19 protein-coding genes are annotated in these 23,013 nt (G+C 45.8%); 6 read left to right on the plus strand and 13 right to left on the minus strand.

Annotation, left to right across the window (positions count from 1 at the left end):
- Positions 1 to 36: 36 nt before the first annotated feature.
- Together AC27G9_RS10615 and AC27G9_RS10620 are read right to left on the minus strand one after the other, a co-directional pair.
- A complete protein-coding gene (locus AC27G9_RS10615; protein ID WP_487073938.1) occupies positions 37 to 2,604 on the minus strand; it encodes a reprolysin-like metallopeptidase in 2,568 nt (855 codons plus the stop codon).
- Between the two features lie 238 nt (positions 2,605 to 2,842).
- Positions 2,843 to 4,018, minus strand: coding sequence for an MFS transporter (locus AC27G9_RS10620; protein WP_487073940.1), 1,176 nt, complete (start codon positions 4,016 to 4,018; stop codon positions 2,843 to 2,845).
- A gap of 99 nt (positions 4,019 to 4,117) precedes the next feature.
- Between AC27G9_RS10620 and AC27G9_RS10625 the strand changes: the two genes are divergently transcribed.
- Positions 4,118 to 5,005 (plus strand): LysR family transcriptional regulator, encoded by an 888-nt coding sequence (locus AC27G9_RS10625; protein ID WP_487073942.1) that lies wholly within the window; start codon positions 4,118 to 4,120, stop codon positions 5,003 to 5,005.
- Here AC27G9_RS10625 and AC27G9_RS10630 read toward each other — a convergent pair.
- Positions 4,989 to 5,858: a helix-turn-helix domain-containing protein gene (locus AC27G9_RS10630; protein ID WP_487073944.1), complete on the minus strand. Its 870-nt coding sequence runs from the start codon at positions 5,856 to 5,858 to the stop codon at positions 4,989 to 4,991. The two genes, AC27G9_RS10625 and AC27G9_RS10630, sit on opposite strands and share 17 nt — an antisense overlap.
- Positions 5,859 to 6,083: 225 nt before the next feature.
- Here AC27G9_RS10630 and sdhC point away from each other — a divergent pair, with 225 nt between their 5' ends.
- Entirely contained in the window at positions 6,084 to 6,464 is a 381-nt protein-coding gene (gene sdhC / locus AC27G9_RS10635; RefSeq protein ID WP_487073946.1) for a succinate dehydrogenase, cytochrome b556 subunit, read from the plus strand.
- A gap of 4 nt (positions 6,465 to 6,468) precedes the next feature.
- A complete protein-coding gene (sdhD, locus tag AC27G9_RS10640) occupies positions 6,469 to 6,804 on the plus strand; it encodes a succinate dehydrogenase, hydrophobic membrane anchor protein (RefSeq protein WP_487073948.1) in 336 nt (111 codons plus the stop codon).
- A 46-nt stretch (positions 6,805 to 6,850) separates the two neighbouring features.
- On the opposite strand, the gene AC27G9_RS10645 is transcribed toward sdhD, so the two are convergent.
- The 4 genes from AC27G9_RS10645 to AC27G9_RS10660 form a co-directional block, all read right to left on the minus strand.
- Entirely contained in the window at positions 6,851 to 7,594 is a 744-nt protein-coding gene (locus AC27G9_RS10645) for a PEP-CTERM sorting domain-containing protein (protein WP_487073950.1), read from the minus strand.
- 324 nt (positions 7,595 to 7,918) lie between these two features.
- Complete coding sequence (locus AC27G9_RS10650; RefSeq protein WP_487073952.1) at positions 7,919 to 8,728, minus strand: alpha/beta fold hydrolase; 810 nt, start codon at positions 8,726 to 8,728, stop codon at positions 7,919 to 7,921.
- Between the two features lie 22 nt (positions 8,729 to 8,750).
- Positions 8,751 to 9,365, minus strand: a complete 615-nt coding sequence (locus tag AC27G9_RS10655; protein ID WP_487073954.1) for a chalcone isomerase family protein — start codon at positions 9,363 to 9,365, stop codon at positions 8,751 to 8,753.
- A 130-nt stretch (positions 9,366 to 9,495) separates the two neighbouring features.
- Positions 9,496 to 11,064, minus strand: a complete 1,569-nt coding sequence (locus AC27G9_RS10660) for a BCCT family transporter (protein ID WP_487073956.1) — start codon at positions 11,062 to 11,064, stop codon at positions 9,496 to 9,498.
- A gap of 175 nt (positions 11,065 to 11,239) precedes the next feature.
- On the opposite strand from AC27G9_RS10660, the gene AC27G9_RS10665 reads away from it, so the two are divergent.
- The 3 genes from AC27G9_RS10665 to AC27G9_RS10675 all read left to right on the plus strand — a co-directional run bounded on the left by AC27G9_RS10665 (position 11,240) and on the right by AC27G9_RS10675 (position 13,818).
- A complete protein-coding gene (locus AC27G9_RS10665) occupies positions 11,240 to 12,112 on the plus strand; it encodes a lysophospholipid acyltransferase family protein (protein WP_487073958.1) in 873 nt (290 codons plus the stop codon).
- 108 nt (positions 12,113 to 12,220) lie between these two features.
- Complete coding sequence (locus AC27G9_RS10670; protein WP_487073960.1) at positions 12,221 to 13,099, plus strand: alpha/beta hydrolase; 879 nt, start codon at positions 12,221 to 12,223, stop codon at positions 13,097 to 13,099.
- 2 nt (positions 13,100 to 13,101) lie between these two features.
- Positions 13,102 to 13,818: an enoyl-CoA hydratase/isomerase family protein gene (locus AC27G9_RS10675; RefSeq protein ID WP_487073962.1), complete on the plus strand. Its 717-nt coding sequence runs from the start codon at positions 13,102 to 13,104 to the stop codon at positions 13,816 to 13,818.
- Between the two features lie 116 nt (positions 13,819 to 13,934).
- On the opposite strand, the gene AC27G9_RS10680 is transcribed toward AC27G9_RS10675, so the two are convergent.
- From AC27G9_RS10680 to AC27G9_RS10705, 6 genes are all read right to left on the minus strand, one after another.
- Positions 13,935 to 16,745 carry a bifunctional aconitate hydratase 2/2-methylisocitrate dehydratase gene (locus AC27G9_RS10680; protein WP_487073964.1) on the minus strand — a complete coding sequence of 937 codons (2,811 nt, stop codon included), beginning with the start codon at positions 16,743 to 16,745 and terminating at the stop codon, positions 13,935 to 13,937.
- A gap of 304 nt (positions 16,746 to 17,049) precedes the next feature.
- Entirely contained in the window at positions 17,050 to 17,451 is a 402-nt protein-coding gene (locus AC27G9_RS10685; protein WP_487073966.1) for a hypothetical protein, read from the minus strand.
- A 53-nt stretch (positions 17,452 to 17,504) separates the two neighbouring features.
- Positions 17,505 to 18,113 carry a hypothetical protein gene (locus AC27G9_RS10690; protein WP_487073968.1) on the minus strand — a complete coding sequence of 203 codons (609 nt, stop codon included), beginning with the start codon at positions 18,111 to 18,113 and terminating at the stop codon, positions 17,505 to 17,507.
- 3 nt (positions 18,114 to 18,116) lie between these two features.
- On the minus strand, positions 18,117 to 19,076 hold the full coding sequence (locus AC27G9_RS10695) for a hypothetical protein (RefSeq protein ID WP_487073970.1): 960 nt from the start codon (positions 19,074 to 19,076) through the stop codon (positions 18,117 to 18,119).
- Positions 19,077 to 19,098: 22 nt separating this feature from the next.
- Positions 19,099 to 21,933, minus strand: a complete 2,835-nt coding sequence (locus tag AC27G9_RS10700) for an SLBB domain-containing protein (protein ID WP_487073972.1) — start codon at positions 21,931 to 21,933, stop codon at positions 19,099 to 19,101.
- Positions 21,934 to 21,944: 11 nt separating this feature from the next.
- Positions 21,945 to 22,907, minus strand: coding sequence for a thrombospondin type 3 repeat-containing protein (locus tag AC27G9_RS10705; protein ID WP_487073974.1), 963 nt, complete (start codon positions 22,905 to 22,907; stop codon positions 21,945 to 21,947).
- Between the last annotated feature and the right edge of the window lie 106 nt (positions 22,908 to 23,013).

The raw sequence follows: 23,013 nt of genomic DNA on the forward strand, positions 1-23,013 counted from the left end.
CACTTAATAATACTAAGGGTATGGAAATGAGCCACTTCACGGTTTCACTCTCCTAAAGATGGCGGTCATTCCCGCAAGCAGCCATAACCAACCCACACTACCGCCACCGCCAGAAGAGGTAGGTGTTGGCGCAGGGGGCGTTGGAGGCGGAGCTGACTCATTGACTTGAATGTTCAATGTGCCTGTTGCGGTGCCGCCATTCCCATCGGATATCTCATAGCTCACTGATTCAGTGCCACTGAAATCGGCTGCTGGTGCATAGGATACGGATGTTGCAGTAAAGCTAACTGTGCCTGACCCCGAGTAGGCCACATTGGTAATGGATAAGGTATCGCCATCGATATCCGTATCATTGTCGAGCACGTTCACTGCGGTGCTATCCGCACCTTGGTCTACCGTCAGGCTATCATTTACCGCGACAGGTATATCGTTAACGGCGTTCACTGTCACATTCGCATTGAATGCTGCGCTGGTTAACCCTCCACGTGTAGCAGTAACTGCCACTGTAAGGGCCCCATTGAAGTTGTTTGAAGGCGTAAGGGTAAGGCCTTCAACTGTGTAGTTTTCACCTGCAGTTATGGCGATACTGTCAACTGTGTCACCTTCGATAGTGAACATATCCGCTGACAAGGTGACACTGGCATCTTCATCAACCGATATTGGGTTCTGGCCAGTGATAACTGGGGCTTGATTGTCGGGGTTGCCGTCACTAGTGACACTGAAATCGCCAGTATTGACAGCAAAAAATACATTGTTGCTACATTCCACTTTAACTCGGGCTGTATCGGTATTCAGCGTCGGCAGCGTGACGGTTTGGTTGCCATCATTAGGCGTATTGGTTACCAAAGTGGTATTGAAGTTTGCACCACTGTCACTACTGAGCAATATGTTAACTTGTTCGCAGGAAACAGGAGCAGATTCTGTACCCCCTGTGTTCCATGAAACGGTTTGCTGTGCTCCATTCCAGCTTGTGCTATCGGTTGGGGCGGTAACACTAAAGCCATCGCTGTTGACCACGGTCACCACCATAGCATCGTCGTTAAGACCACCATTTCCATCTCTCACGACAAGGCGAAAATTCATTTCCCGAGCTTGGTCGGGCAAACGTTCACCAAAGGTCGTCGTTCCGTTTAATACATCCGATAGTTGGGGGAAGGTACGAGCACCATTGTCCATTGGTGCAAACACTCTGAACAATGGGCCTATCGCTGTATTGCTCAAATCATCATAATCGGCGAGATCAAATTGCTCCCAGCTGTAGCTGAGGGTGTCCCCATCGGTGTCGGTTGCGGACCCGACTAGGGTGAATGGCGTATTGGCCGGAATAGTGAAATTGGCGCCGGCATCGACAACGGGTTCCGCATTGCTTTGTGTCAATACTTCGCCACAGCTGGCGATGGCACCTGAGGTAAGATAGTTCGTCATCTGATCGATGGATCGGATATGAAAGTTATCATGGGCGGCGCTTTGAATATCTTGCGCACCACAAAGGCTTGCGTAACCCATTATCGTGCTACCACTGCCCACTTCATAAGCGCTATCTCGTGCTACTGTGCCACTGCTACATGCACCTGAATTAGCACTAAAAGTATGGCTAGCTCTTAGCTGGTGGCCAAGTTCGTGAGAGACGAAGTCAATCCAGAAAAAATCATTTACAGGGTTGCCAGAGCCCGTGACGCCTTCTGCTTTAAAACCGTTGACGCAGGCAGAACCAAAAGCCGCTAAACCGCCACCAGCCGTATTCACAATGTGGCCAATGTCATAATTGGCAGAGCCAATTGCATCATCGACTACAGCTTGATTTAGGTCGATATCACCGTCGGTATTTTCAAACGGATCGGTCGATGCATTGGTGAAAATAATATCATCGTTATTCTCGACCAGTTGGAACTCAATGTTCATATCTGTGCTGTACACTTGGTTTATGCGATTGACCATAGTGACAATCGCGGCAAGCCCTGATTCTTTGGTGCCGCCGTGAAACGCAGTATATTCACCACTTGCTGATACCGCCAATCGGTAGCGCTTGCGTTGAGGTAGCGCTTTTGCTTCAAAACTCTCACTTAATTGAGGATTGAAGTTTAATTTTTCAACTGGCTGCTGCTGGGCTATCAATGGGGTGATGGGTAAAGCATCTTTTTTGTAATAGCTGACGTAATCGTCGCTATTCGATAAGGATGCAGGATCGAACATCACCATTGCATCATCATAGTAATACATACCGTGAAAACCAGATGGAGTCAGGTCAAATCGCCCCTTATTATGCGGATTTTCAACGTCAAAACCTTCGAAGGTTTTAATATTAGGATACCGTGCGGCCAAGCCCGGGCTCATGACTTCTGTGGCTTTAAGCTGAAAGGTAACAAACTCTCCAGAGGGCAGAGGCAAAGTAATTTTGGGGCTGGACTGAGAGAGCGCATCTTTCAACGTGGTCATCGAGACCGAATGCTGACTAAAGGTTTGTGCTTTAAAATTTGTTCGATTGTCAGTCGTGCTGACGTGCTCGATCTTAGACCATTGATTGGCATCAAGTTGTTCACTCGCCAATGCCTGTCCTGTGGCGGCAAGTATAGATAGGCTGAGTAGGGTACGGCGTAGCCTCATAGTATTCTCCTAAAACCAATAGCATTGCCTTATGCTACCGGCTAAGTGTGTGACCTGAATTGTCGGCTGTTTACGATAGAACAACCTTGTTAGATACGTAGACCACTTTACATACAAATAAGTTGCATCGGTCTTTGACGTCACCATACTGTAGATGCCGCCAAACTTACAATGACTAAATTTTTGTATGGTATTGGCGGCAATACATATATTCATCGATCAAACAGCAGTTAGGATACTATTGGCTGCGACGCATCATTTTGTCATCTAGCGCGGCGCTGAAGTATGTCAAAACCAATGCGAGCGCGGAGATGACAGCTCCCACCCAGGCGGTATCGCGCAAAGTGAAATGATCAACGATCGTCCCACCAGTTATTGAACCGATGGCAATACCGACATTGAAAGCGGCGATATTTAGTCCCGAGGCCACATCCACCGCTCTTGGAGCGTGTTTTTCGGCAAGTTGAACAACATAGACTTGTAATGGTGGAACATTGCCGAAGGCAAATGCTCCCCAAATTAACACAGTCACTAAAGCTGCAAATTTAAATGACATAGCAAAAGTGAATGCGACGAGAATGAGAGTTAAACCAGTAAAAATGGTTTTTAAGGCCGAAAGGGGCCCGCGTTTATCCGCAAGTTTGCCTCCCCAAATGTTACCGATGGCAACGGAGACACCGTAAATTAGCATGATCAGCCCTATGGTTGTAGAAGCGAAACCGGCTTCCTGCTCGAGTATCGGTGCAAGGTAGGTAAAAGCGGTAAATGTCCCTCCATAACCCAGTGCTGTCATCAGATAAACCAAAAGCAACCGAGGTTGAAGTAAGACATCGAGCTGGTTTTTTAACGTTGCACTAGGTGGTTGCTTTATATCGGAGGGAATTAACAATGCACTACCAATAAATGCGACAACGCCCAATAATGAGACAATCAGGAAAGTCGCACGCCAACCAAGTATTTGCCCAATCCAGGTTCCCAATGGGACGCCTGTGACTAAAGCAACGGTTAAGCCAGTGAACATAATGGCAATTGCACTTGCTTCTTTGTTTTTTGCAACCAAAGACGTTGCAATTGTGGACCCGATCGAAAAGAAAACGCCATGGGCTAACCCTGTTAAGATTCGGGCGGCAATCAATGAACCATAACTTGGTGCTTGCCACGCCAATAAATTCCCAACAATGAACAATGCCATCAACGCCAGCAGCACGTATTTTCGATGCCACTTGCCTGTTAAAGCCGTCAGCACCGGGGCACCGACTGCGACGCCCGCGGCATACAAGCTGACGAGTAATCCGGCAGAGGGTAATGATACATCGAGGTCGGCAGCGATAGTGGGTATCAAACCCACAATAACAAACTCTGTTGTGCCAATAGCAAAGGCACTCAGTGTCAGAGCGAATAATGCAATAGGCATAAAAACTCCTGTGATTTAATGTGAGCGGAGTATTACTCTTTTTAATTTTGATAAAAACGACAATAATTAGAAAACATTTTTGTTGAAAATGAGAAAGTGATGCCAGTTCGTTCAAAAACAGAAGATCTAGAAAACTTTATTGCGGTTGTCGATGCGGGGGGCTTTTCTGCCGCGGCGGAATTGCGTGGAGTGCAAGTGGCACGTGTTTCTCGCTCCATTGCAAGGTTAGAGGCCAGTCTTGGCGTTAGTGTGATCAACCGCACCACTAGGCGAGTTGAGTTAACGCAAGAAGGATCAATATTCTTAGCGCATGTCAGAGAGGGAATGAACGCGATTGAACGGGGAGAGGAGTGCCTCCGTTCGATGCATACCGCGCCATCAGGTTTGCTTAGAGTCGATGCAGCGAGCCCGTTTGTTTTCCATCAAATAGCACCTCATGTTGGGGCATTTTCTCAGCAGTATCCTGATATCAGGCTAGATATTACCTCCCACGAAGGGATTATCGATTTGCTCGAACATAAAACCGATATCGCCATAAGAATTGGTGATTTAAAAGATTCAAATTTACATTACAAACTGCTCGGACGCAGTCGGCTGATGTTAGTCTGCAGTCCAAGCTATCTCGATACAAACCCTTCGATAACCAGAGTCTCGGACTTGATGCAGCATCAACTGATTGGTTTCAGTGGTAGATCGAAATTAAATCGTTGGCCATTAAGCGAGGCGTGTGACCTGACTTTTGCACTGCAAGCGAGTAGCGGCGAGACAATTAGACAACTGTGTTTGTGTGGTCAAGGTATTGCATTGATGTCGCGCTTTATGTGTTATCAAGACATCCGCCGCGGGGACCTCGTCGAGATTCTGCCCGGTTCAGTGGTTACACCTAATACGCGAGAGGCGGTTCATGCCGTGTATTATAAAAATAGTGCTGTATCGTCTCGCATTTTGGCATTCATGGATTTTCTAAAGCCTAGGCTCGAGTTGTAAATCGCTCTCGATAGTGTCTGGGGGAAAGCATCATTTCTTTTTTGAAGGCCACAGACAAGTGAGGCAAACTCGAAAACCCGGTCAAATTCGCAATGTCTGTTATCGGTAATGAAGTCATAGATAAATAATGGCGGACTAAGCTCACTCTTCTCAGTAAAACAAAACGTTGCGGGGAGACGCCAACACTGTTCGTAAAAGCACGGGAAAAGTGCGAGCGACTGAATCCTGCGATATCGGCCAATCGATTTACTTTCAGTTCTTCACCAATGTGTTGGTCAACATAGTGTTTGATAGTTTGTACGGTATCGAGCGTCAAGGTTTCTGCTCCCTGAACAGTTTTGCCTGGCATACTGGCTTCACATAAACCCACTCTCTGGACAAGAGCCTTCGACAACGCATCGAGATACAATAAATCCACTGCGGTATCAGCTAATAGGCTGCGTCTAAGTTCGCTAAACAGCGTATTGATGCCTACCTCTGGCGCAATTGTCAGTACATCTACTACCAAGGCCGTTGGGGCAACGTCGAGTTCGATACCTATTGCGATGTACTCTGGTGGATCATCAAAGTCGATATGAAAATACTGATTGGCTGGAAACAAAAAAGTACTGTGCGCCTCAATTTCTTGCTTACGGGTTTGTCGATGATCCGCAGTCAACAAGCCCTTACCATGAGAAAAGGTATGAAGCAGGACGAACTTATCAATTTTGCAATGAAAGCGATGACGTTTTGGGGGATACAAATGATAGTGATAGTGCTGAGACGATAAACTCATTCCCCATCTAGGCAGGTGAGTGAGTGATGGTTCACCTTGATTTGAATAGCGACGAGCACTAGGTTCTAACTCTATCATTTACTCTTATTCAGTTTGCGAGAAGCCACTATTATAGTAAACCATTCACAGTGACGTTTTAGTATCAATAATCAATCTGCATTTTAGCACGCTAATTCATTGTGTATTCAAAGGATTGATACTGATTACCGTTTGAGTTGTGGGCGTTAGCAAATTAGAATAGAGCAAATTTTTAATAGCTCTTATCGCTTTTTTCGTTGAGCTGTCAGATGTAAGGAGTTGTGAATGAACCGAAATCGGCCTAAAAATTTAGACCTGGCTACGATCAAGCTCCCAGTAATGGGATTGGCATCGATTTTACACCGAATTAGTGCGGTTGTTATCTGGGTTGGGTTGTTTTATTTTCTTCCAACACTCTACGTTTCGCTATCCAATGCGCAGGGTTTGCAAAATGTACAAGCGATGCTGTCAAATAATGTTATTGCACAGTTTTTCGCGTGGGGCTTTTTAACAGCTCTTGGTTATTACGTGTGTGGTGGCCTCAAGCATATTATTCAAGAGTTTGGTTTTTTTGAAACCTTGGAAGGTGGCCGCTTAATATCACAAGTGGCACTGGGATTAGGTATTGTGCTGAGCATACTAACCGCATTTTGGGTATGGGGATAAGATCATGACAACAAAACGCAATGGTGTAAGAGAGTGGTTGTTCCAACGTTTTAGCAATGTATTGATCTTTGTTTTTGCGGGCGTTTACATTGGCTCTATTTTATCAATGGACAGCATAGATTATGCTACTTGGTCAGCCTTCCATACAGCGACATGGTTCAAAGTGTTTGCGTCAGTAACCCTTGTTATTGCGATGGTAAACTCGCTATTAGCCGGGTGGCAAATTGGCACCGACTATACACAAAAGGTACCGATTCCCGGGTTCGGCGTTATGTTCCATACTTTTTATACGGTTGCTTCAATTGGATTACTCGCTTTTGGTTTGTACATTTTGTGGTAACTACACATTAAAGAGAAAAGCAGGCTTAAGCCTGCTTTTTTTATGTCTATTGTTTACGGCGTCTTATGACTAAGAACGCTAGTGCCATCGCCAGTAGACTAAAGGATGCCGGCGAGGGTACGGCGGTTACGCCAAACTGAGCGATCCGTGCACCTGTCGGTCTAATAAGTTGTCTAATGACCGTGTGATTATCACTTTCAAAGTTGCTGCCATAAAAGCGAATGGATTCAATCTCGTCGAGGCGTGTATCGGCGAACAGGTTAACGAAAGCAAACGGTTCCCAATTGGCGTGATACTGAGCAGGAGAACTTGGATTGCCCCACGATGGATTGCCGTAGTGTGCCGCAGTCAAAGATGGCGAATTGAGGATATCGCTCGTTGAGAACTCAAAATCTTGAGTCCGAGTTTTTACGCCAAGGCGATTGCCTCCGTCTCCAGCACTCCACCAAAAACCAAAATAACCGACAGGTTGTGTGAAAGTCAGGGTCATTTCATTGCCGCCTCTCGGAATAAATAGGTATTTACCTGAACCACCGGACCCTCCCCATTTATTCGCGCTATTGATTTTGACCTTACCTCGAGTTGCTTCATAGGTGCCAAATGCATTGGTTTTGGTGCCAGTAAATTTACCAGATTGCCAATCATCGAACGTTTCTACTATCGTGGGCGATGTGGTTGACGCGTATTGCTCCTCCGGTGCCGATAACGTGAAAATGAGCGCCCCATGAGCGTTGGTCATCATCAAAGTTGTGAAAAATACGGTAAACAAGGTTTTGCTCACTTTCATCATGCTTCTCCTCCATTAAAACTGAGAAGTTGCCAATAATGTGCCAAAATATAACTGTATGATTTCATTGATTAAATTGTTTTTGGTGCCATGGGATTTTGCAAAATGCATTGCGAATTTTAAAACTAAACGCAATTGAACGATTAGATTTGGTGGTTGAAAAGGAAGAAGACGCTACGATAGGGATCGCATCTTTGTAGGACGAGAACTGGTGACGTCTAGGCAGATCGATTCGGGTCAGTGGACAAGGAAAAGGGCGACCGATACCGTTTGAATTTCGCTGTATTGACAAAGTGGGGCCGGACTTTGTCCGCCCCAATAGGTAAACTAGGCAGACAAAAAGTCGCTATAGGTATTCAATAGCTCTGGGCGTTCCCAGTGCAGGAAATGGCCTACCTCCGGGATCAATTTGAACACACAATTTGGGATCCGATCAGAAACCGCCCGAATTTGTTCATGGTCCAAAATCATATCGAATTCACCATTCATAATTAGCGTTTTAGCGGTAATTTTTGATAGATCAATATGCTCTTCTAAGTCTTCGGTTTGCTCTACAAACATGCAATGTGCATAGAAACTCAAGAACTCTTCATGGGTCATGGTACTGAATTGTTCAACGATTTGCCGTTTTTGCGATTCGGGAATGAATTGCCCAAAACTTTGTATCATTAATGGTGCGATATCCTCGGTTCGGCCTTCTTCAAACAGGGATTTTCCGGCGTGAATGACGCCGAGGATCTCTCTGTTCGGTTTGACACCAAAGCTACCGAGCATCAGCTTATCGATCATTTCCGGATGTTTTGCCGCAACAGCGGCTGATACTATGGTTCCCCAGGATGCAGCAGCGATAGTGACTTTGCCGTTGCGATTCGTTTCAGAAATCACTCGAACAAGCACTTCTTGTTGTTCATCGAATCCAATCGCAGGATCTCCAGATAACACCTTGGCTCGACCTTGACCGGGTAAGTCGAATACAACAACAGAGTACTGCTCTACAAAACGGCTAACAAAGCTTCTCCATGCCGCCATAGTTTGTTTGGCGCCACTTACGCATATGATCGTTTCTTGTGCCTCACCGTAGATGCGATAAGGTACTTCAAACCGACCAACATTGACTTTTCCTTTTACTACTTTCATTGACTATTGGAGCCCTTTGTTTTTATTGTTTTGATTGTGTTGCGGCAGGTGCACTCAGGTTAGCAATCATCTTTTCTCGATCGACTACGGCGTGATCGCCAAGCCATATTGACCAGAGTAATCGCGACAACAGAGGACTTTGAACCTCACCGACAACCTCGCCTTCGTAGATGGACAATAGTCGTCCATCAGGTAACCAACGTAAAACGAACAGATCATTGCGCTTTACGTCCTGGTTAATAAGCTGTTTAAACTGATCTAACGCTGCGCTTACTTGCGAAAACTCGTCGCCAACGCAATTTTTATTTACGCCTTTCGTCAGTGTTTTTTGAACTTTTTCAGCGTCTAAATCTCGGTCAAAGACAATCGATATTTGTTTTGGGCTTGGAGAAGCCATTATGGCCTCATACACGTCACCGTCCGGCGCAACAATGTCGTTAGGGTTGACGTAGTGGGCGACGGAGTAAACCGGGAAAAACATGATTTTTCGTTTGGCATGCCCAGTGAGAGATAATCCGACAGTTTGATTGTCGTAGGTCACGTCGAGGCGCGGATGGAATAGGATATCGTCGATTTTTGCAAACGCAGGGGGCACGCTTCCTAGCATCAGTAGCCAAGCTAAGAATCCTGTTGTCATTGCGCGTCGAGGCGCTGTCAGTTCAGATATCATAATCGCGTGTTAAAGGGCCTAGTCCGGCCACTCAGCTTGCATTATGTACAAAATATCGCATAACTTTACGTTATAAACTAGTTCCAATACTTATTATTTACGTTTGAGAGCGGGAATTAGATTGATCTTTATAAGCAGATTGATGAGGCTCAAATGTCCCACCGCGCAGTTTTGTTACAACGAGTATCAGTAGTCCGACATTTGCCCCAATGATAATAAACATAGCGGGTAACCCACCTAAGTTAGACATCATCTTCACACCTTCTATGCTGGCATAGCTAACCATAACCCAGGCAATGATGCCGATACTCGCACCCCATATGTATTTCAACGATGTAGAACTGGCAGACGTTTGTGTTTCTCTATCATTTTGACAAAGCTGACTAATGACATCGGTATTGGAGTCTGCTGCGGTAACAAACGAAATGAAGGTCACCACAATAAATACCGCAGCAATAAGCTCCGAAAAGGGAAGTGAGTCAAATACAGAATAGATCACGGACTCTGGCCCCGCGGTTTGAAGTTGCTGGTACAAGGCGCCATTGAGCAGCTGGTCTATATATAATGTCGTGCCTGAAAATGCCGTCATCCACACTATTCCCGCAATAGCTGGTATTATCAAATTAATCGCAATGAAAGCTCTGACGGTGTAACCGACGGAAATTTTCCCTAAAAACAGAGCGGTAACAGGAGCCCAAGCGTACCAATTTGCCCAGTAAAATACCGTCCAATCTTGCGACCAGCCGTCGTCTTTTGCGACGTAGGTATCTAAGCTCCTTGAGACAAATGAATCCAAATAGGCGACTAATCCTTCTTGCCCAGCGGTAATGACTTCCCGCGTTGGGCCAAACAGCATGACGAAAAAGAATATCGAAATAAACACTTGGGCGTTGATATTCGAAAGTCGGGCGATGCCCTTTTTTAAACCACTCACCGCTGACAGAACAAAGGTCGCAACGATAGCAAGCGCTACACCGGCCATCAAAAACGTAGAATTATCGATGCCGGTGAATGAGGCAATGCCGCCACCCAATATCAAGATACCTGTGCCGAGTGACGCGGCCATGCCAGCAACAAGCGCAAACAGAGCGATACCATCGATCAACTGAGCGGGTTTTCCAAAAATACGATCGCCGACTAACAAGCTCAATGATGCACTGATAGAGAAAGGCTTTTTCAGGTTGTAAAAACACAGAGCAAAGACGAGAGCTGGCACACAATATATGGCATAGGGCGTGAACGACCAGTGCATAAACATCGTCGCCATGGCAAATTGCTGTGCTTGTGGTGAATTACTCTCAATAGCCAGCGAGGGCGGCGGCGAGTACATATGATACAGAGGTTCAGCCGACGACCAGAATAATATGCCTGTTGCAATGGTGGTGCATAGTGTAATTGAGAACCAACGCCATTTGGTCAATAGGGGCTTGGCATGTTCTCCACCTATCCGAACTTTTCCCAAAGGTGAAACCAGAACAATGAAGAGACTCATCAACAATGCAAAGGTGGAATAACTAAAGAGCCATGAAAAGGTTGCCAGTATCCAAGTATTGATTGCCGTCACAGTGGAGAGGTACTGCTCTAGATTGACGAAACTTAATATCATGGCGACGAATAGCAAGGTGAACGGGGGCCAAAAAACAATAGGGCGGACAGACGGAATCAATTGATGAATACGGATGAGGGTCCCCTTGCTTTTTGGTTTGTGTATTTTAGCGTAAGGTTACCGTATCACAATTTGACGTCAGAATAGTGAGTGGTGCTGTAATAATATTGTCACTCAAACACGCTCTAGTGATACAGTGGCCCAGTGTGGTGTGACTTTAAAATAGAGTGTGAACATGTCTGATAGTTTTGTCGCCGCGCCGTATTTGCGTGACAATCCGCGAATTACCTACGTAGAGCCCCATGATCCTTGGCTGATTCGAACGTTTGTCTCGACGTTGGAAGTCATATTGGGCCGCAAAAAGTTGGAAGGCATTTACAACGAACTCAAGCAGTCGCCTTTTTCTGTTGAAGATTTTTTCACTGACGCCCTGAACTTGGCGAAAATTCATAGATTTTACCCATCTACTCAGCTCGACCGCATCCCTCGTTCCGGCCCATTAGTCTTTGTTGCGAATCATCCCTTTGGTGTGGTCGATGGCTTAATTCTGTGCGAGCTTGCGGCAAAAACTCGGGGAGAGTTTCGCATTTTGATCAATGCTCTACTGTGTCAGGATAAAGATCTTGCTCCCTATTTTTTGCCTATTGATTTTAGCAATGATAGGCAGGCAATGAAGACGAATATTCGCTCTAAAAAAGTAGCGAAGGCCTGTTTAGAACAAGATATCCCGATTATTGTTTTTCCTTCAGGAATGGTGTCGACTGCAGATAGACGAGGTTTCGGACGAGTGGTTGACGGCCCGTGGAGTACGTTTACTGCAAAACTCGTTAGAGACACGCATGCGACCGTGGTGCCGGTGTTTTTCCACGGGCAGAATAGTCGTTTGTTCCATGTCGCCTCACACATTGCGCTTCCGCTGCGAATGGCACTACTGGTCAATGAAGCCCTCAATAAGTTCCACTCAGCCGTGGAATTTGATATTGGTGAGCCAATTAACTGGAGTCAAATGGAGGTGTTCGATAGTCGTTTGGCACTGACCCAATTTTTGTATCAAAAAGTGCAAGATACTGGCGCGATTCGTAACGGATCCCAAAGCATGACAAGATAGTGGTGACCAACACGCTTTAATATCTAAGTATCACGTAAGAAAATGTGACTCAACTTGGGGTTCTGGGGCACACTGTGCTTTTTTGAAACAATGCTAGGGTTTCTTACTGTGAAAAAATACTTACTGATAGGTATTTCACTTGTATTAGGAGGCGCGTTTTTCGTTTTTGGCGATATTCGTGTCTTAGGCATGACGGTGCTCAACACCGCGCTGAAAATTTCTCAACCCATTGATGTTGATAGCGATATCGCATTTGGCAATGAGCCCTGGCAAAAGTTGGACGTCTACCCCGCACAACACTCACAAGCTCTAGCGCCTGTCATTGTCTTTATTCACGGTGGTGCTTGGTACTGGGGAAACAAAGATCTTTATTACTTTGCTGCCGATGCCTTTGTTCGTCGTGGGTATGTTGTTGTCGTTCCGGATTACACGAAATATCCTGAGGGGAGATTCCCTGCGTTTATCGAAGATGGCGCGCAAACGTTGGCTTGGGTGAAAAGCAATATTGCTCGATTTGGCGGCGACCCAAATCGCCTGTTCCTGTCTGGCCATTCAGCTGGCGCACACACAGGTGCATTACTCAGTACCGACGCGCGTTATCTGGCGAAAGTGGGAATGACGCCGAGGAATATCCGTGGTTTTGCCGGCATTGCAGGCCCCTACAATTTCACGCCTAAGTGGCAGCAATACATAGACACATTTGGTGAAGCTAACTTTGAAACGATGAAGGCGTCGACCCACGTCAATGGCGATGAGCCCCCAATGCTGCTGATTCACAGTACGGGTGACAGTGCAGTAGGACAGTTCAATCAAGAGACTTTGTTTGCGGATCTAACGCGTGCAGACCAAGACGTCGAAAATATCTTATACGGGGACGAGGTGAGCCACATTAGTATTATGATGAAGTTACACCCGTGGTTTGCTGATGATGTTGACGTTGCCAAAGATATTGATCACTTTTTCAGAATCAACGATAAGGAGCAGTAATTATGGCGGTAACCACACTGAGTCGCAAAGGCAGTGTTGCAGTCTTGACGATGAGCAATACAGAGAATCGCCACAATCCGATTTTCGCAAAAGAAATGTTAGTGAGATTAGAGGAAATTAAAGCGGATGAGTCATACAAAGCGTTAGTGATAGCGTCGAATGATGAAAAAAGCTGGAGCTTGGGTATTGATACTGACTGGTTAATGCCCGCTATGCAGGCTCAACACTTTGATGAAGTGAAGCATTTTATGTATGACATGGATGAGGTATTTAAGGCCTTACTGCTGTTCCCTATGCCAGTCATTGCTGCGATTAACGGCCATGCATTTGGCAATGGGGCGATCATGGCTTGTGCTTGCGATTTTCGGTTTATGCGCGCTGACAAAGGTTTTTTCTGTTTTCCCGAAGTCGACTTATCTATCCCGTTTCTTCCGGGCCAAATTGCATTTGTGAAAAAGGCTCTGCCGTATCACCGGTTTAATGAGATGAAACTCAGTGGCAGACGAGCCGGGGGGAGGGAGCTAGAACAAGAACATATTGTGGTGGAAGCGGTCGATGGCGCAAATGAGGTGTTGGATAAAGCGATTGAATACGCCTCGGGTTTTGACAAGAAACGAGGTATCTTCTCAGAGCATAAGAAGCGATTACACAAACAAATGATTGAGGTTATCGAAACTGAGAATCCGCCGTTAATTGAGGCGCTCAGTCTGATGGTCTAGATAATACGTTTGTTGAAGCGTTCAGATAAAAGCCAGCCAAATACGCTGGCTTTTCTTTTTGTCTAAAAAAAAGCCCCAACCGAAGTTGAGGCTTTTCGTTTATTCTTTAGGAATAATTATATGCGCTTAACTGCAACGTTTGCTTCAAACTTTGGCTTTACTGCCAAATCTTCAGAAGGTGGAGCAAACTTAGTAAGGTCGATCCCCTCAACTGCAGCTTTGTATTCTTCAACTGTTGGGAAGCGACCCAATACCGTTGAAAGAACCACTAGCGGCGTAGAACCAAGAAGTGACTCACCTTTTTTCTCTTCAGAGTCAGCAACAACACGACCTTGGAACAAACGGGTAGATGTTGCAATAACCGTATCACCAGGTTCTGCTTTTTCTTGGTTACCCATACATAGGTTACATCCTGGGCGTTCTAGGTAAAGAATATTCTCATACTTAGTACGTGCCGCTTCTTTTGGCTTGTCATCGTCAAACTGGAAGCCTGCGTATTTGGCTAATACTTCCCAATCGCCTTCCGCTTTCAATTCGTCAACAATGTTGTATGTAGGTGGAGCCACAACAAGAGGCGCTTTGAACTCTACTGAACCATTGAGTTTTTCAAGGTTGCGAAGCATTTGTGCGATAATTTGCATGTCGCCTTTGTGAACCATACATGAGCCGACGAAGCCCAAATCAACAGACTTACCATCGTAGTATGATACCGGACGGATAACGTCATGCGTATAACGCTTAGACACGTCTTCGTTGTTAACATCAGGGTCAGCAATCATTGGCTCTTCAATCTGATCCAGATCGACAACCAACTCAGCGTAATAGTTCGCATTGTTGTCTGGTGCAAGCGCTGGAGTTTCACCAGACTTAATGCCTGCAATACGCTCATCAGCAAGAGTGATTAGGCCTTGAAGCATGTTAGCTTCATTATCCATACCCTTATCGATCATGATTTGGATACGGCTCTTAGCCAGTTCAAGGGAAGCAATCATCGTCTCATCATTTGAGATACAGATTGACGCTTTCGCCTTCATTTCTGCCGTCCAGTCAGTGAAGGTGAACGCTTGGTCAGCAAGGAGGGTACCGATTTGCACTTCGATAACGCGACCTTGGAAGACGTTTTCGCCAGCAAATTCTTTAAGCATTTGCGCTTGTGTAGCATGAACTACATCACGGAAATCCATGTGCTCTTTCATGCTGCCTTTGAACGTTACTTTTACTGACTCAGGAATAGGCATCGCTGCTTCACCTGTTGCCAATGCTAGTGCAACCGTACCTGAGTCAGCACCGAATGCGATACCCTTTGACATACGAGTGTGTGAGTCACCACCAATAATGATCGCTCGATCGTCAATAGTGATATCGTTCAACACTTTGTGAATAACGTCAGTCATTGAGTGGTAAACACCCTTAGGATCGCGTGCAGTGATAACACCAAAGTCATTCATAAATGACATTAATTTAGGAATATTTGCTTGCGCCTTTTTATCCCACACTGATGCCGTGTGACAACCTGATTGGTAAGCACCGTCAACACTGGTCGAGATAGTAGAAGCGGCCATCGCTTCTAATTCCTGACATGTCATTGGGCCAGTTGTGTCTTGAGAACCAACGATGTTAACTTTGACACGTACGTCAGAGCCTGCGTGTAGTGGTGCGTCAGAGGAAACACCAACCGCGTTGCGGTTGAAGATTTTCTCAACAGCAGTTAGGCCTTGGCCATCTACAGAGATTTCTTTCGAAGGTGCGTAAACTTGTGGCGCATCAATACCGAGTGTTTCAGCGGCGAAAGTTTGAAGTTTCTTACCGAAAACTACTGCGTATGAACCGCCAGCTTTCATGAATTCAACTTTCTGTGGTGTAAAGGCGTCAGAAACGTCAGCTAGCTCTTCGCTGCCGTTGTATAGTTTCTTCGCTTTGGTGTCGATTGTCAGCACTGTGCCCGTGGCAACAGAATACGCTTCTTCTAATACCGGGTCGCCGTTTGCGTCACGTACTACTTCACCATTTTCATCGGTTTTCTTAACCCAGTTTTTCAGGTCAAGACCGATACCACCGGTTACGCCAACGGTTGTTAAGAAAATGGGGGCAATACCATTGGTACCTGCTACAACAGGCGCAATGTTGATGAACGGCACATATGGGCTAGCTTGCTTACCTGCCCAAAGCGCTACGTTGTTAACACCCGACATACGAGACGAGCCTACACCCATAGTGCCTTTCTCAGCGATAAGCATGACTTTAGCGTTCGGGTGTTTTTTGCCTAGTTCAACAATTTCCTGCTGCGCTTCTGGCGTGATCATACATTTACCGTGAAGTTCACGGTCTGCACGAGAGTGAGCTTGATTGCCCGGAGACAAAAGGTCCGTTGAGATATCACCCTCTGCAGCGATATAAGTCACAACGTCAATCTTTTCTTCGATGTCAGGTAGCTTAGTGAAGAACTCGGCTTTCGCGTAGCTTTCAAGAATGTCTTTTGCTATGGCATTACCTGATTTAAATGCGTCTTCTAGGCGAGCCGTGTCAGCATCGTAAAGGAATACCTGGGTTTTCAGTACTTCAGCTGCGGGTGCATTAACTGTCGCATCGTCTGAAAGTGCTAGGTCTAGCAATACCTCTACAGAAGGGCCACCTTTCATGTGAGAAAGTAATTCAAATGCAAACTCAACAGAAATTTCTTCTACTGACGCGTCACCTAAAATGATGTCTTTAAGAAACTTCGCTTTTACACCTGCAGCACTTGTTGTACCGGGAAGCGTGTTGTAAATGAAGAAGTTAAGCGAATCTTCGCGGTGCTCGTTGCCAGTATCTTTGATCTGCTCAATGATTTCAGACAAAAGGTCTGCACTGTCGATAGGTTTGGGGCTAAGACCAAGTTCCGCCTTACGGACCTGAATCTCTTCCATGTATTGTGAATACAAACTCATACAAATCTCTCGGGGCTAATGTTATTTCGCAAAAATTGGCCAATGATTTTACCTGATTTTACGTCGTTGAGACATATTTACTCGCAAAAAGGTGGTAGAAATGCACCGTATACTCATTATTTCCTGTCGAAATCTATAAATAATTCACACCAAACAAAATAAAAGCTTGTACTTTTTGACTCTTTATTGATAATGATTCTTATTCGTGTGTTTATTCTGGAAATTTGCCGTGCTCGGGGCGAGAATCGCAATTTCCGGATAAATCCGCAAAAAGTGACAGTTGTTGGGGCGACGCCATCAGGGCTTAAGTGTCGGTTTGGCTTTGAAGGAGAGCTTCGGCAGCGACAATAGTCGATTCAAGGCTGGGGTGATGTTCATAGGGCATCTCTGCGCCTTCGCAAACTTCACGCATGTTATGTTGGTTAAGCGCACTACCACCCGTTGAGAAAACAGCAATACAGCCTATTTCTTTACTTTTTTTGTATTGTTCAACTACCAGGGGCAAGCTGTCCATGGGACCAATGGTAGTGGTGTCTTCAAATACCACGCAACGAGCCCATTTCCCTTTGGGACGCTGCTCGATGCACTGGTTTACTTTTTGTGCCACATGTCGAATGCCCTCTAAATTGAATATGCCCGAGGGTTTAATGATCAAAACATTCTGCTGCCAGTAAACGGCGGAATTCCCATGGGGAGTTTGGCTCATTATCGTGTCACCTCCATTTACGTTTACCTCAGAGAATACGCTCTTTTGCCGGATTAAGCTTGAGCCTCGACTTTTTCATGGCTAACTACGTCTATCGGTTTGTGCGGCACAAAGAGAGACTCGATTACACCAATGACAAACATTGCTGCTGTTGTCCACAAGTATAGCTGAAGTGCGAACCCATCGTTATAAGGTGGGAGTTCTTGGTCCCAACGCAAAATCAATACCGGGATAATGGCAGCAAAACCGGGCAATGCCGAGTAACAGGTATTTCTCGCGAGGCGATAAAATTTGTTCGTTGTCTTTGATGTAAAGCGCTCTGCCATCCACGCAAATGCCAGGTAGTAACTCACACTGTGCAGGCTACCCAGTACTACAACAACGCTGAAAAAAATATCCAATCGATAGGTTTCGTAATTGTCGTCGCCTAACTGTGACTCAATGCCCGTTGCCAAAAGTAAAATAATGGCGACTCTCACAACTAATTCGATGGCAGCAATCATGAAGGTCGGTAAATTCGCCAGTTCGCCTTTCATCCGAACTTGGTTGTGTTTGATATCGAATGCGCGAGGAGGGGCAATGAGAAGTAAATAAAATATCGCAAATGTGAACCGTTTCCCCCCAGTACCGGGTTGTAATAGCGGGGTCAAAAATTTAAACATGGTTTATTCTCCCGGCTGTTGAGATGGCTGCGGCGCATTTAATCGCTTTTGCTCATGACGTTCGGCGTATTCTCGTAGATCCCGCCGCAGTGCTGAGACAACATTCATCGCAATGACACCCACGTTACCCAGGAACACTAGCAACACTAAAGTAATAGCGGCCCACTTTTTACGGGCTGGGTAAGATTCAAACAAGGGCACAGTGGCAGGTTGTATGATTTCCAGTGGGTAATTGGCCCTTGCATTGATGAGAGACTCGGCTGCTAACTGCGTTTCGAGTAAGCGAAAAATAGAGCGTTGGATTTCGGTATTTTTAATTTCACTTAACCGTTGCTCCAAATACTCTCTTCTGTCTTTGATCTCTTTGAGATCTAACATTCTCAAATAGCTATTAAATGAGTGGACAAACGTATTGGCGAGTTCAGTCGAAAATTCGGCTGACTTTGAGGTAATACGAATATTCAGTAAATCCGTTTTTTTGTCAGTGAATACGTACAGCGTTTCAGTTTTAAACTTTTTTACCGCCTCACGCATATCTGGTGGAATACCGTCTATCCACTTTTCATTCGCCGCATCCCAATTGTCTTCGTACAACCATGGCAATAAATTTTGTTCGAGAATAAAATTGCTGATGTAACCGAACGAATCCATACGAGCGAGTAGACGTTCTCTCTCATTTTCTTGAATACCATCGATGATAAAGTCGTACTCGAGTACACCTATGGTGTTAACGCCACGATAATTATTGGGCTGCACACCACCTGGTGATTCGCTAAAGTTTATGGCGACTGTGGCCTGCGCTGAAAAGCGGTCTTCTATCAATAGTGACAACCCCAGTACCACTGCTGCGCCAAAAATAGACAATAGCGTGATGCGGTATTTGTACTTTGACAGTTGGTGAATGTACTTGAGAAGCAATTCGTACTCGGCCACATGTGTCGTTCCATCATTTTTATTTGGCATTATTACTACACTCCATTCCCGTCTAGTTCAGTAGATTGGCTAGCATGGCTGTGGAGATGATATTTTTGTAGAAAATATCCACCCACTTCTCTACTGACTCTCGGCCGTTTATACGGTCAACACTCAATGGCACGAATATGGTTGAACCCGGTGTGACTTTTACATTTGCAGGCGAACTGAACCAACCCCAAGAACTGGTACTCGAGCGGATTGACATGACTTCGCCGTTTGCCTGTACGATATAGGCATGCTCGTACTGTGCAAGCTCTTTTACACCGCCACTTAGTCCGATATAGTCCAGTGCTGCACGGTCATTGCGGAATTTGTGTGACGTTGGGAAGTAAACCTGACCGATAACACTGACTTCGTCTTGGAACTTAGGTACGACAATTCGATCACCATCTTCTAAGACGATATCTGAGGCTTCGTCACAGCGAGTCACGGCACTGTGCACGTCAACCACCATTCTGCCCAACGCTTTTTCTGGCGACATTTTCTTCAGTACGTCGAATACGTCTTTCGCACGCTGGTCTTTTGGCATTTTCTCGTCTTTGTTGACGCCTTGAGAAACATGGGTGTCAGCAAGTAGTCTCTCTAGTTGGTCAAACATACGATCGAGTGCTTGTTGCTCTTTGCGGCGAACACTCTCTCTCAAGAATATCGTGCCGAATAAATAAGCGTCCTCGGTAAAGCCGCCCACTTTTTGCATGAGTGAACACATGGTTTCGCGTTTGTCGATGCGATAGCGACCGGGGAAGGTAATCTCACCTTCAATTTCGACGTATTGCGGCTTGGTAATCCATTCGGGTTTAACGCGAAGAACCAAGTGATCTTTCGGGTGTAAAATCAAATCTGACGTGTCTAACAAAGGGTCCTTGTTGGTTAAGCTTATCGCTCTCGAATCGGTGCGACTAAATTCACTGTCCATTAGCACTTGACGAGATAGGGTTGCAGCAACCCCATAGGCTTCCTCTTTCATGCCGCCAGCGGCTTCAATTAAATCTTCAATTCGCATGCCTGGCACCATGGGGTAGGCGCCAGGGTGGAACACCGCTCCGCTGATTTGAACGACAGGAGCTTGCTGGCCGAACTGCGTCTCTCGCTGGACGCGCTCTAAAGGTGTTTTTATTAAGCTTGCACGGTCGATATCTTTGTTAAACAAATACAGTTTATCTTTTGGCTGCAAGACTGGGTTGTGGTCGCCTTGTCTAGCCTGCAGTGCTTGGCTTATCTCAATGTGTATAAAGTACAAACGGTCAGTCATTTCGTCAGTTCTTGCCAACAGCGCATAACCCATATCAACACCGGCTTCTAGGCCACCTGCGTAACGCACCATATCGAGTAATCTCGTACCCATTTGCAGAGGGTAAGTACCTGGGTGCGGAATCGCGCCTTTGAAATCAATGATCTTGACTGGCGCATCAGCTGTCGCCTCCCGCTCCAGCTTATCAACGACTTTAGACAATTGATTTGCTCTTGGAGAATGCGTATTGAAGATAATCACTTGATCTCGAGGACGAAGCTCAATGTTATCTTTTGAATATCGGTCACTCATAGCATTCCAAAGATTGAAATAAATGACTTCTGTACGCTTGTCATCACGATTTTCGCGCTGAATCATTGCAGCATCGAATTCTGCGCCTTGTCTTAAAATACTCTTAGTGTTGATCAAATCAGAGACTCGCATGCCCGCATTCCATTGATAACCACCTGGTGTGAGTACATGACCAGATAACAACACTACATCATCCATTTTATCCAATACTGGAAACACTCTGATCAAGTCACCATTTTGCACGGCTACAGGTTGACGGTTATTGGACAGGTTAGCCTGCATCAAGGTGTACATACCGCCATTTGATATACGCTCAATCTGTGCATTTTTGGGGTTCGCCGTCGGTAGTAGGCCGCCAGCCAGTGAAACAATGTCACTGACTTTCTGTTCGGCTGAAAGCTCATAGATGGCAGGACGTAGAATTTCTCCGGCGATGCCAACGGTGGGACCAACTGGAGGAACAAATATCAGGTCACCTTGACGCATGTAGATGTTGGCGCTGTCGTCGCCTTGCAGTAGCAGATTATACAAGTCCATTGTCGCGACAACGCGGCCTTGTCTTTTCACTTGAATATTACGCAAAGAACCCGTGCGTTTGATGCCTCCACTAGATATCAAGGCATTTAGCAACGTTGAAAACCCGCTTACCGAATAACTGCCAGGTCTTGTGACTTCGCCAACAAGCATGATTTGGATTGAACGGAATTCCGATAAGGTAACAACGGATTTGATACCAATACGTTGTACTTCAATGGCTTCAGATATCGCGCGTTTGGCTTCTTCAAATGTCAGGCCGCTCACTGGTACCGCACCGGCGTCAGGGATCAAGATCATACCTTCACGGGTTACCGTGAGTGAATATTGGACGTTGGTTGCGGCAAACGCTTGGACCGTGAAGGTATCGCCTGGCCCGATAATATAGTCGTAAGGTACGGGCATATCGGCGACCGGAGCAAATGTTGTTGCGACGCCAGCAAACATGTCATAGCCGAAGAGCTCTAATTTACTCTGTACTTGTTGTTGCTGGATTTCTTCTTCCAAGGAAATGGGTTCAAGTGAACTCGAGACATTCTTTTCAAGCTGAGAAGGTTGAGAATCAACAGGCATCTCCTCTTTCACAATCACCTGAAAACTCGTGTTATCTTTATCGGTGTCAGTCATTTGAGCGCTGATAATGGCTTGGCGGCGTTGTTCGTCTTCAAACGTTTTAACGCCAACACGTTCTTGTTGGGCCGAACTTGCAGCGACAAAGGTAAAAGTGACTAACAAGCTTGCGGTAAATTTTGTAATACAATTAGTCATTGTTAGCTCCTTTAACGATTCGATTGAAAACGAGGGCATCCGCTGTAATCTACGATTCTGCCGGGGGGAGTGAAGGGACATAAATCTTGATAGTCATATATGCCATCGTTGTCTTTGTCTGCCGGCCCTTTGTATAAGACCGTTTCCACAAAATTAGCCATATTGCTTGGTTGTGCCACCTTGTCTACCGCAGCGGAAAAACCACAACTATCGGCGCTTTCTAGTCGGCTACGAGACATACGATTACCCACACCTATCGTGTAAAAGCACAGACCCGCGTGGCTATTCGGCCAAGCAATAGCGCTGGATTCTGGCAATACGACATGGGCTGCTGTGTTGAAGCTGACCCTCTGGCGCATGCGCATCACAGCTTGCTCTACCGACTCATCAATTTGTGACCATGCTGTGACTAAAATTACCGCAGAACTACCCGGTAAGTTACCCACTAGCTCAGATACATAATCCAGTGCGACCGACAGTGTCGGCACATCAACATGCTGAGATGCTCTGTTTTCGCCCAGCGAGAGTTCAAGTTCGCTAGGTGCAACAGGGCTAATGCTCAAGCGCGAATCAAGAGGGGCGTAGAGTTGTGGTATTAACGTGTCACGGTAGGACACTATGGTGCTACTAAACGGTTTATTAGGCATAGTTTTAACGAAACGGCGAACCACTTCTCTTGCGTAGAAGCGAGTGTCGTAACCTCTAAACGTACCTTCAAGCGCTGAGCTTTGGTCAACGATTAAAACGAGATGCTCGACTCTTGGCTGCAGTCTCAATTGCGCTACACGTGAATCGATTGGCATCGGGTTAAAGATATGAACCGATTTCTGGTACAAGCGAGTGTCATACTCATCGACCGTTGCCATTTCTTCATGAGCTGGCACGTGAACGAGTTGCTCAGTCGCCATACAACCTGCCAAACAAGCGACAATCAATGTCGTAAACACAAGTTTATACCACTGCTTTAATCTCATGATTTTCGTCCTTTAATAACAAAGCCATGTTCAGTATGGAAACGCTAGGGATAGATTTCTAAGAGCAAGAACTGAACCTTTGCACTCGATTATGCAAAAAAAAGTA

This window comes from Alteromonas sp. 5NS40-0096 (assembly GCF_057544385.1).

What these genes read in the sequence shown, in the direction of transcription:
- AC27G9_RS10615 (WP_487073938.1), bottom strand. Translation starts at nt 2,604, where the DNA reads ATGAGGCTACGCCGTACCCTACTCAGCCTATCTATACTTGCCGCCACA.
- AC27G9_RS10620 (WP_487073940.1), bottom strand. Translation starts at nt 4,018, where the DNA reads ATGCCTATTGCATTATTCGCTCTGACACTGAGTGCCTTTGCTATTGGC.
- AC27G9_RS10625 (WP_487073942.1), top strand. Translation starts at nt 4,118, where the DNA reads ATGCCAGTTCGTTCAAAAACAGAAGATCTAGAAAACTTTATTGCGGTT.
- AC27G9_RS10630 (WP_487073944.1), bottom strand. Translation starts at nt 5,858, where the DNA reads ATGATAGAGTTAGAACCTAGTGCTCGTCGCTATTCAAATCAAGGTGAA.
- sdhC (WP_487073946.1), top strand. Translation starts at nt 6,084, where the DNA reads ATGAACCGAAATCGGCCTAAAAATTTAGACCTGGCTACGATCAAGCTC.
- sdhD (WP_487073948.1), top strand. Translation starts at nt 6,469, where the DNA reads ATGACAACAAAACGCAATGGTGTAAGAGAGTGGTTGTTCCAACGTTTT.
- AC27G9_RS10645 (WP_487073950.1), bottom strand. Translation starts at nt 7,594, where the DNA reads ATGATGAAAGTGAGCAAAACCTTGTTTACCGTATTTTTCACAACTTTG.
- AC27G9_RS10650 (WP_487073952.1), bottom strand. Translation starts at nt 8,728, where the DNA reads ATGAAAGTAGTAAAAGGAAAAGTCAATGTTGGTCGGTTTGAAGTACCT.
- AC27G9_RS10655 (WP_487073954.1), bottom strand. Translation starts at nt 9,365, where the DNA reads ATGACAACAGGATTCTTAGCTTGGCTACTGATGCTAGGAAGCGTGCCC.
- AC27G9_RS10665 (WP_487073958.1), top strand. Translation starts at nt 11,240, where the DNA reads ATGTCTGATAGTTTTGTCGCCGCGCCGTATTTGCGTGACAATCCGCGA.
- AC27G9_RS10675 (WP_487073962.1), top strand. Translation starts at nt 13,102, where the DNA reads ATGGCGGTAACCACACTGAGTCGCAAAGGCAGTGTTGCAGTCTTGACG.
- AC27G9_RS10680 (WP_487073964.1), bottom strand. Translation starts at nt 16,745, where the DNA reads ATGAGTTTGTATTCACAATACATGGAAGAGATTCAGGTCCGTAAGGCG.
- AC27G9_RS10685 (WP_487073966.1), bottom strand. Translation starts at nt 17,451, where the DNA reads ATGAGCCAAACTCCCCATGGGAATTCCGCCGTTTACTGGCAGCAGAAT.
- AC27G9_RS10690 (WP_487073968.1), bottom strand. Translation starts at nt 18,113, where the DNA reads ATGTTTAAATTTTTGACCCCGCTATTACAACCCGGTACTGGGGGGAAA.
- AC27G9_RS10695 (WP_487073970.1), bottom strand. Translation starts at nt 19,076, where the DNA reads ATGCCAAATAAAAATGATGGAACGACACATGTGGCCGAGTACGAATTG.
- AC27G9_RS10700 (WP_487073972.1), bottom strand. Translation starts at nt 21,933, where the DNA reads ATGACTAATTGTATTACAAAATTTACCGCAAGCTTGTTAGTCACTTTT.
- AC27G9_RS10705 (WP_487073974.1), bottom strand. Translation starts at nt 22,907, where the DNA reads ATGAGATTAAAGCAGTGGTATAAACTTGTGTTTACGACATTGATTGTC.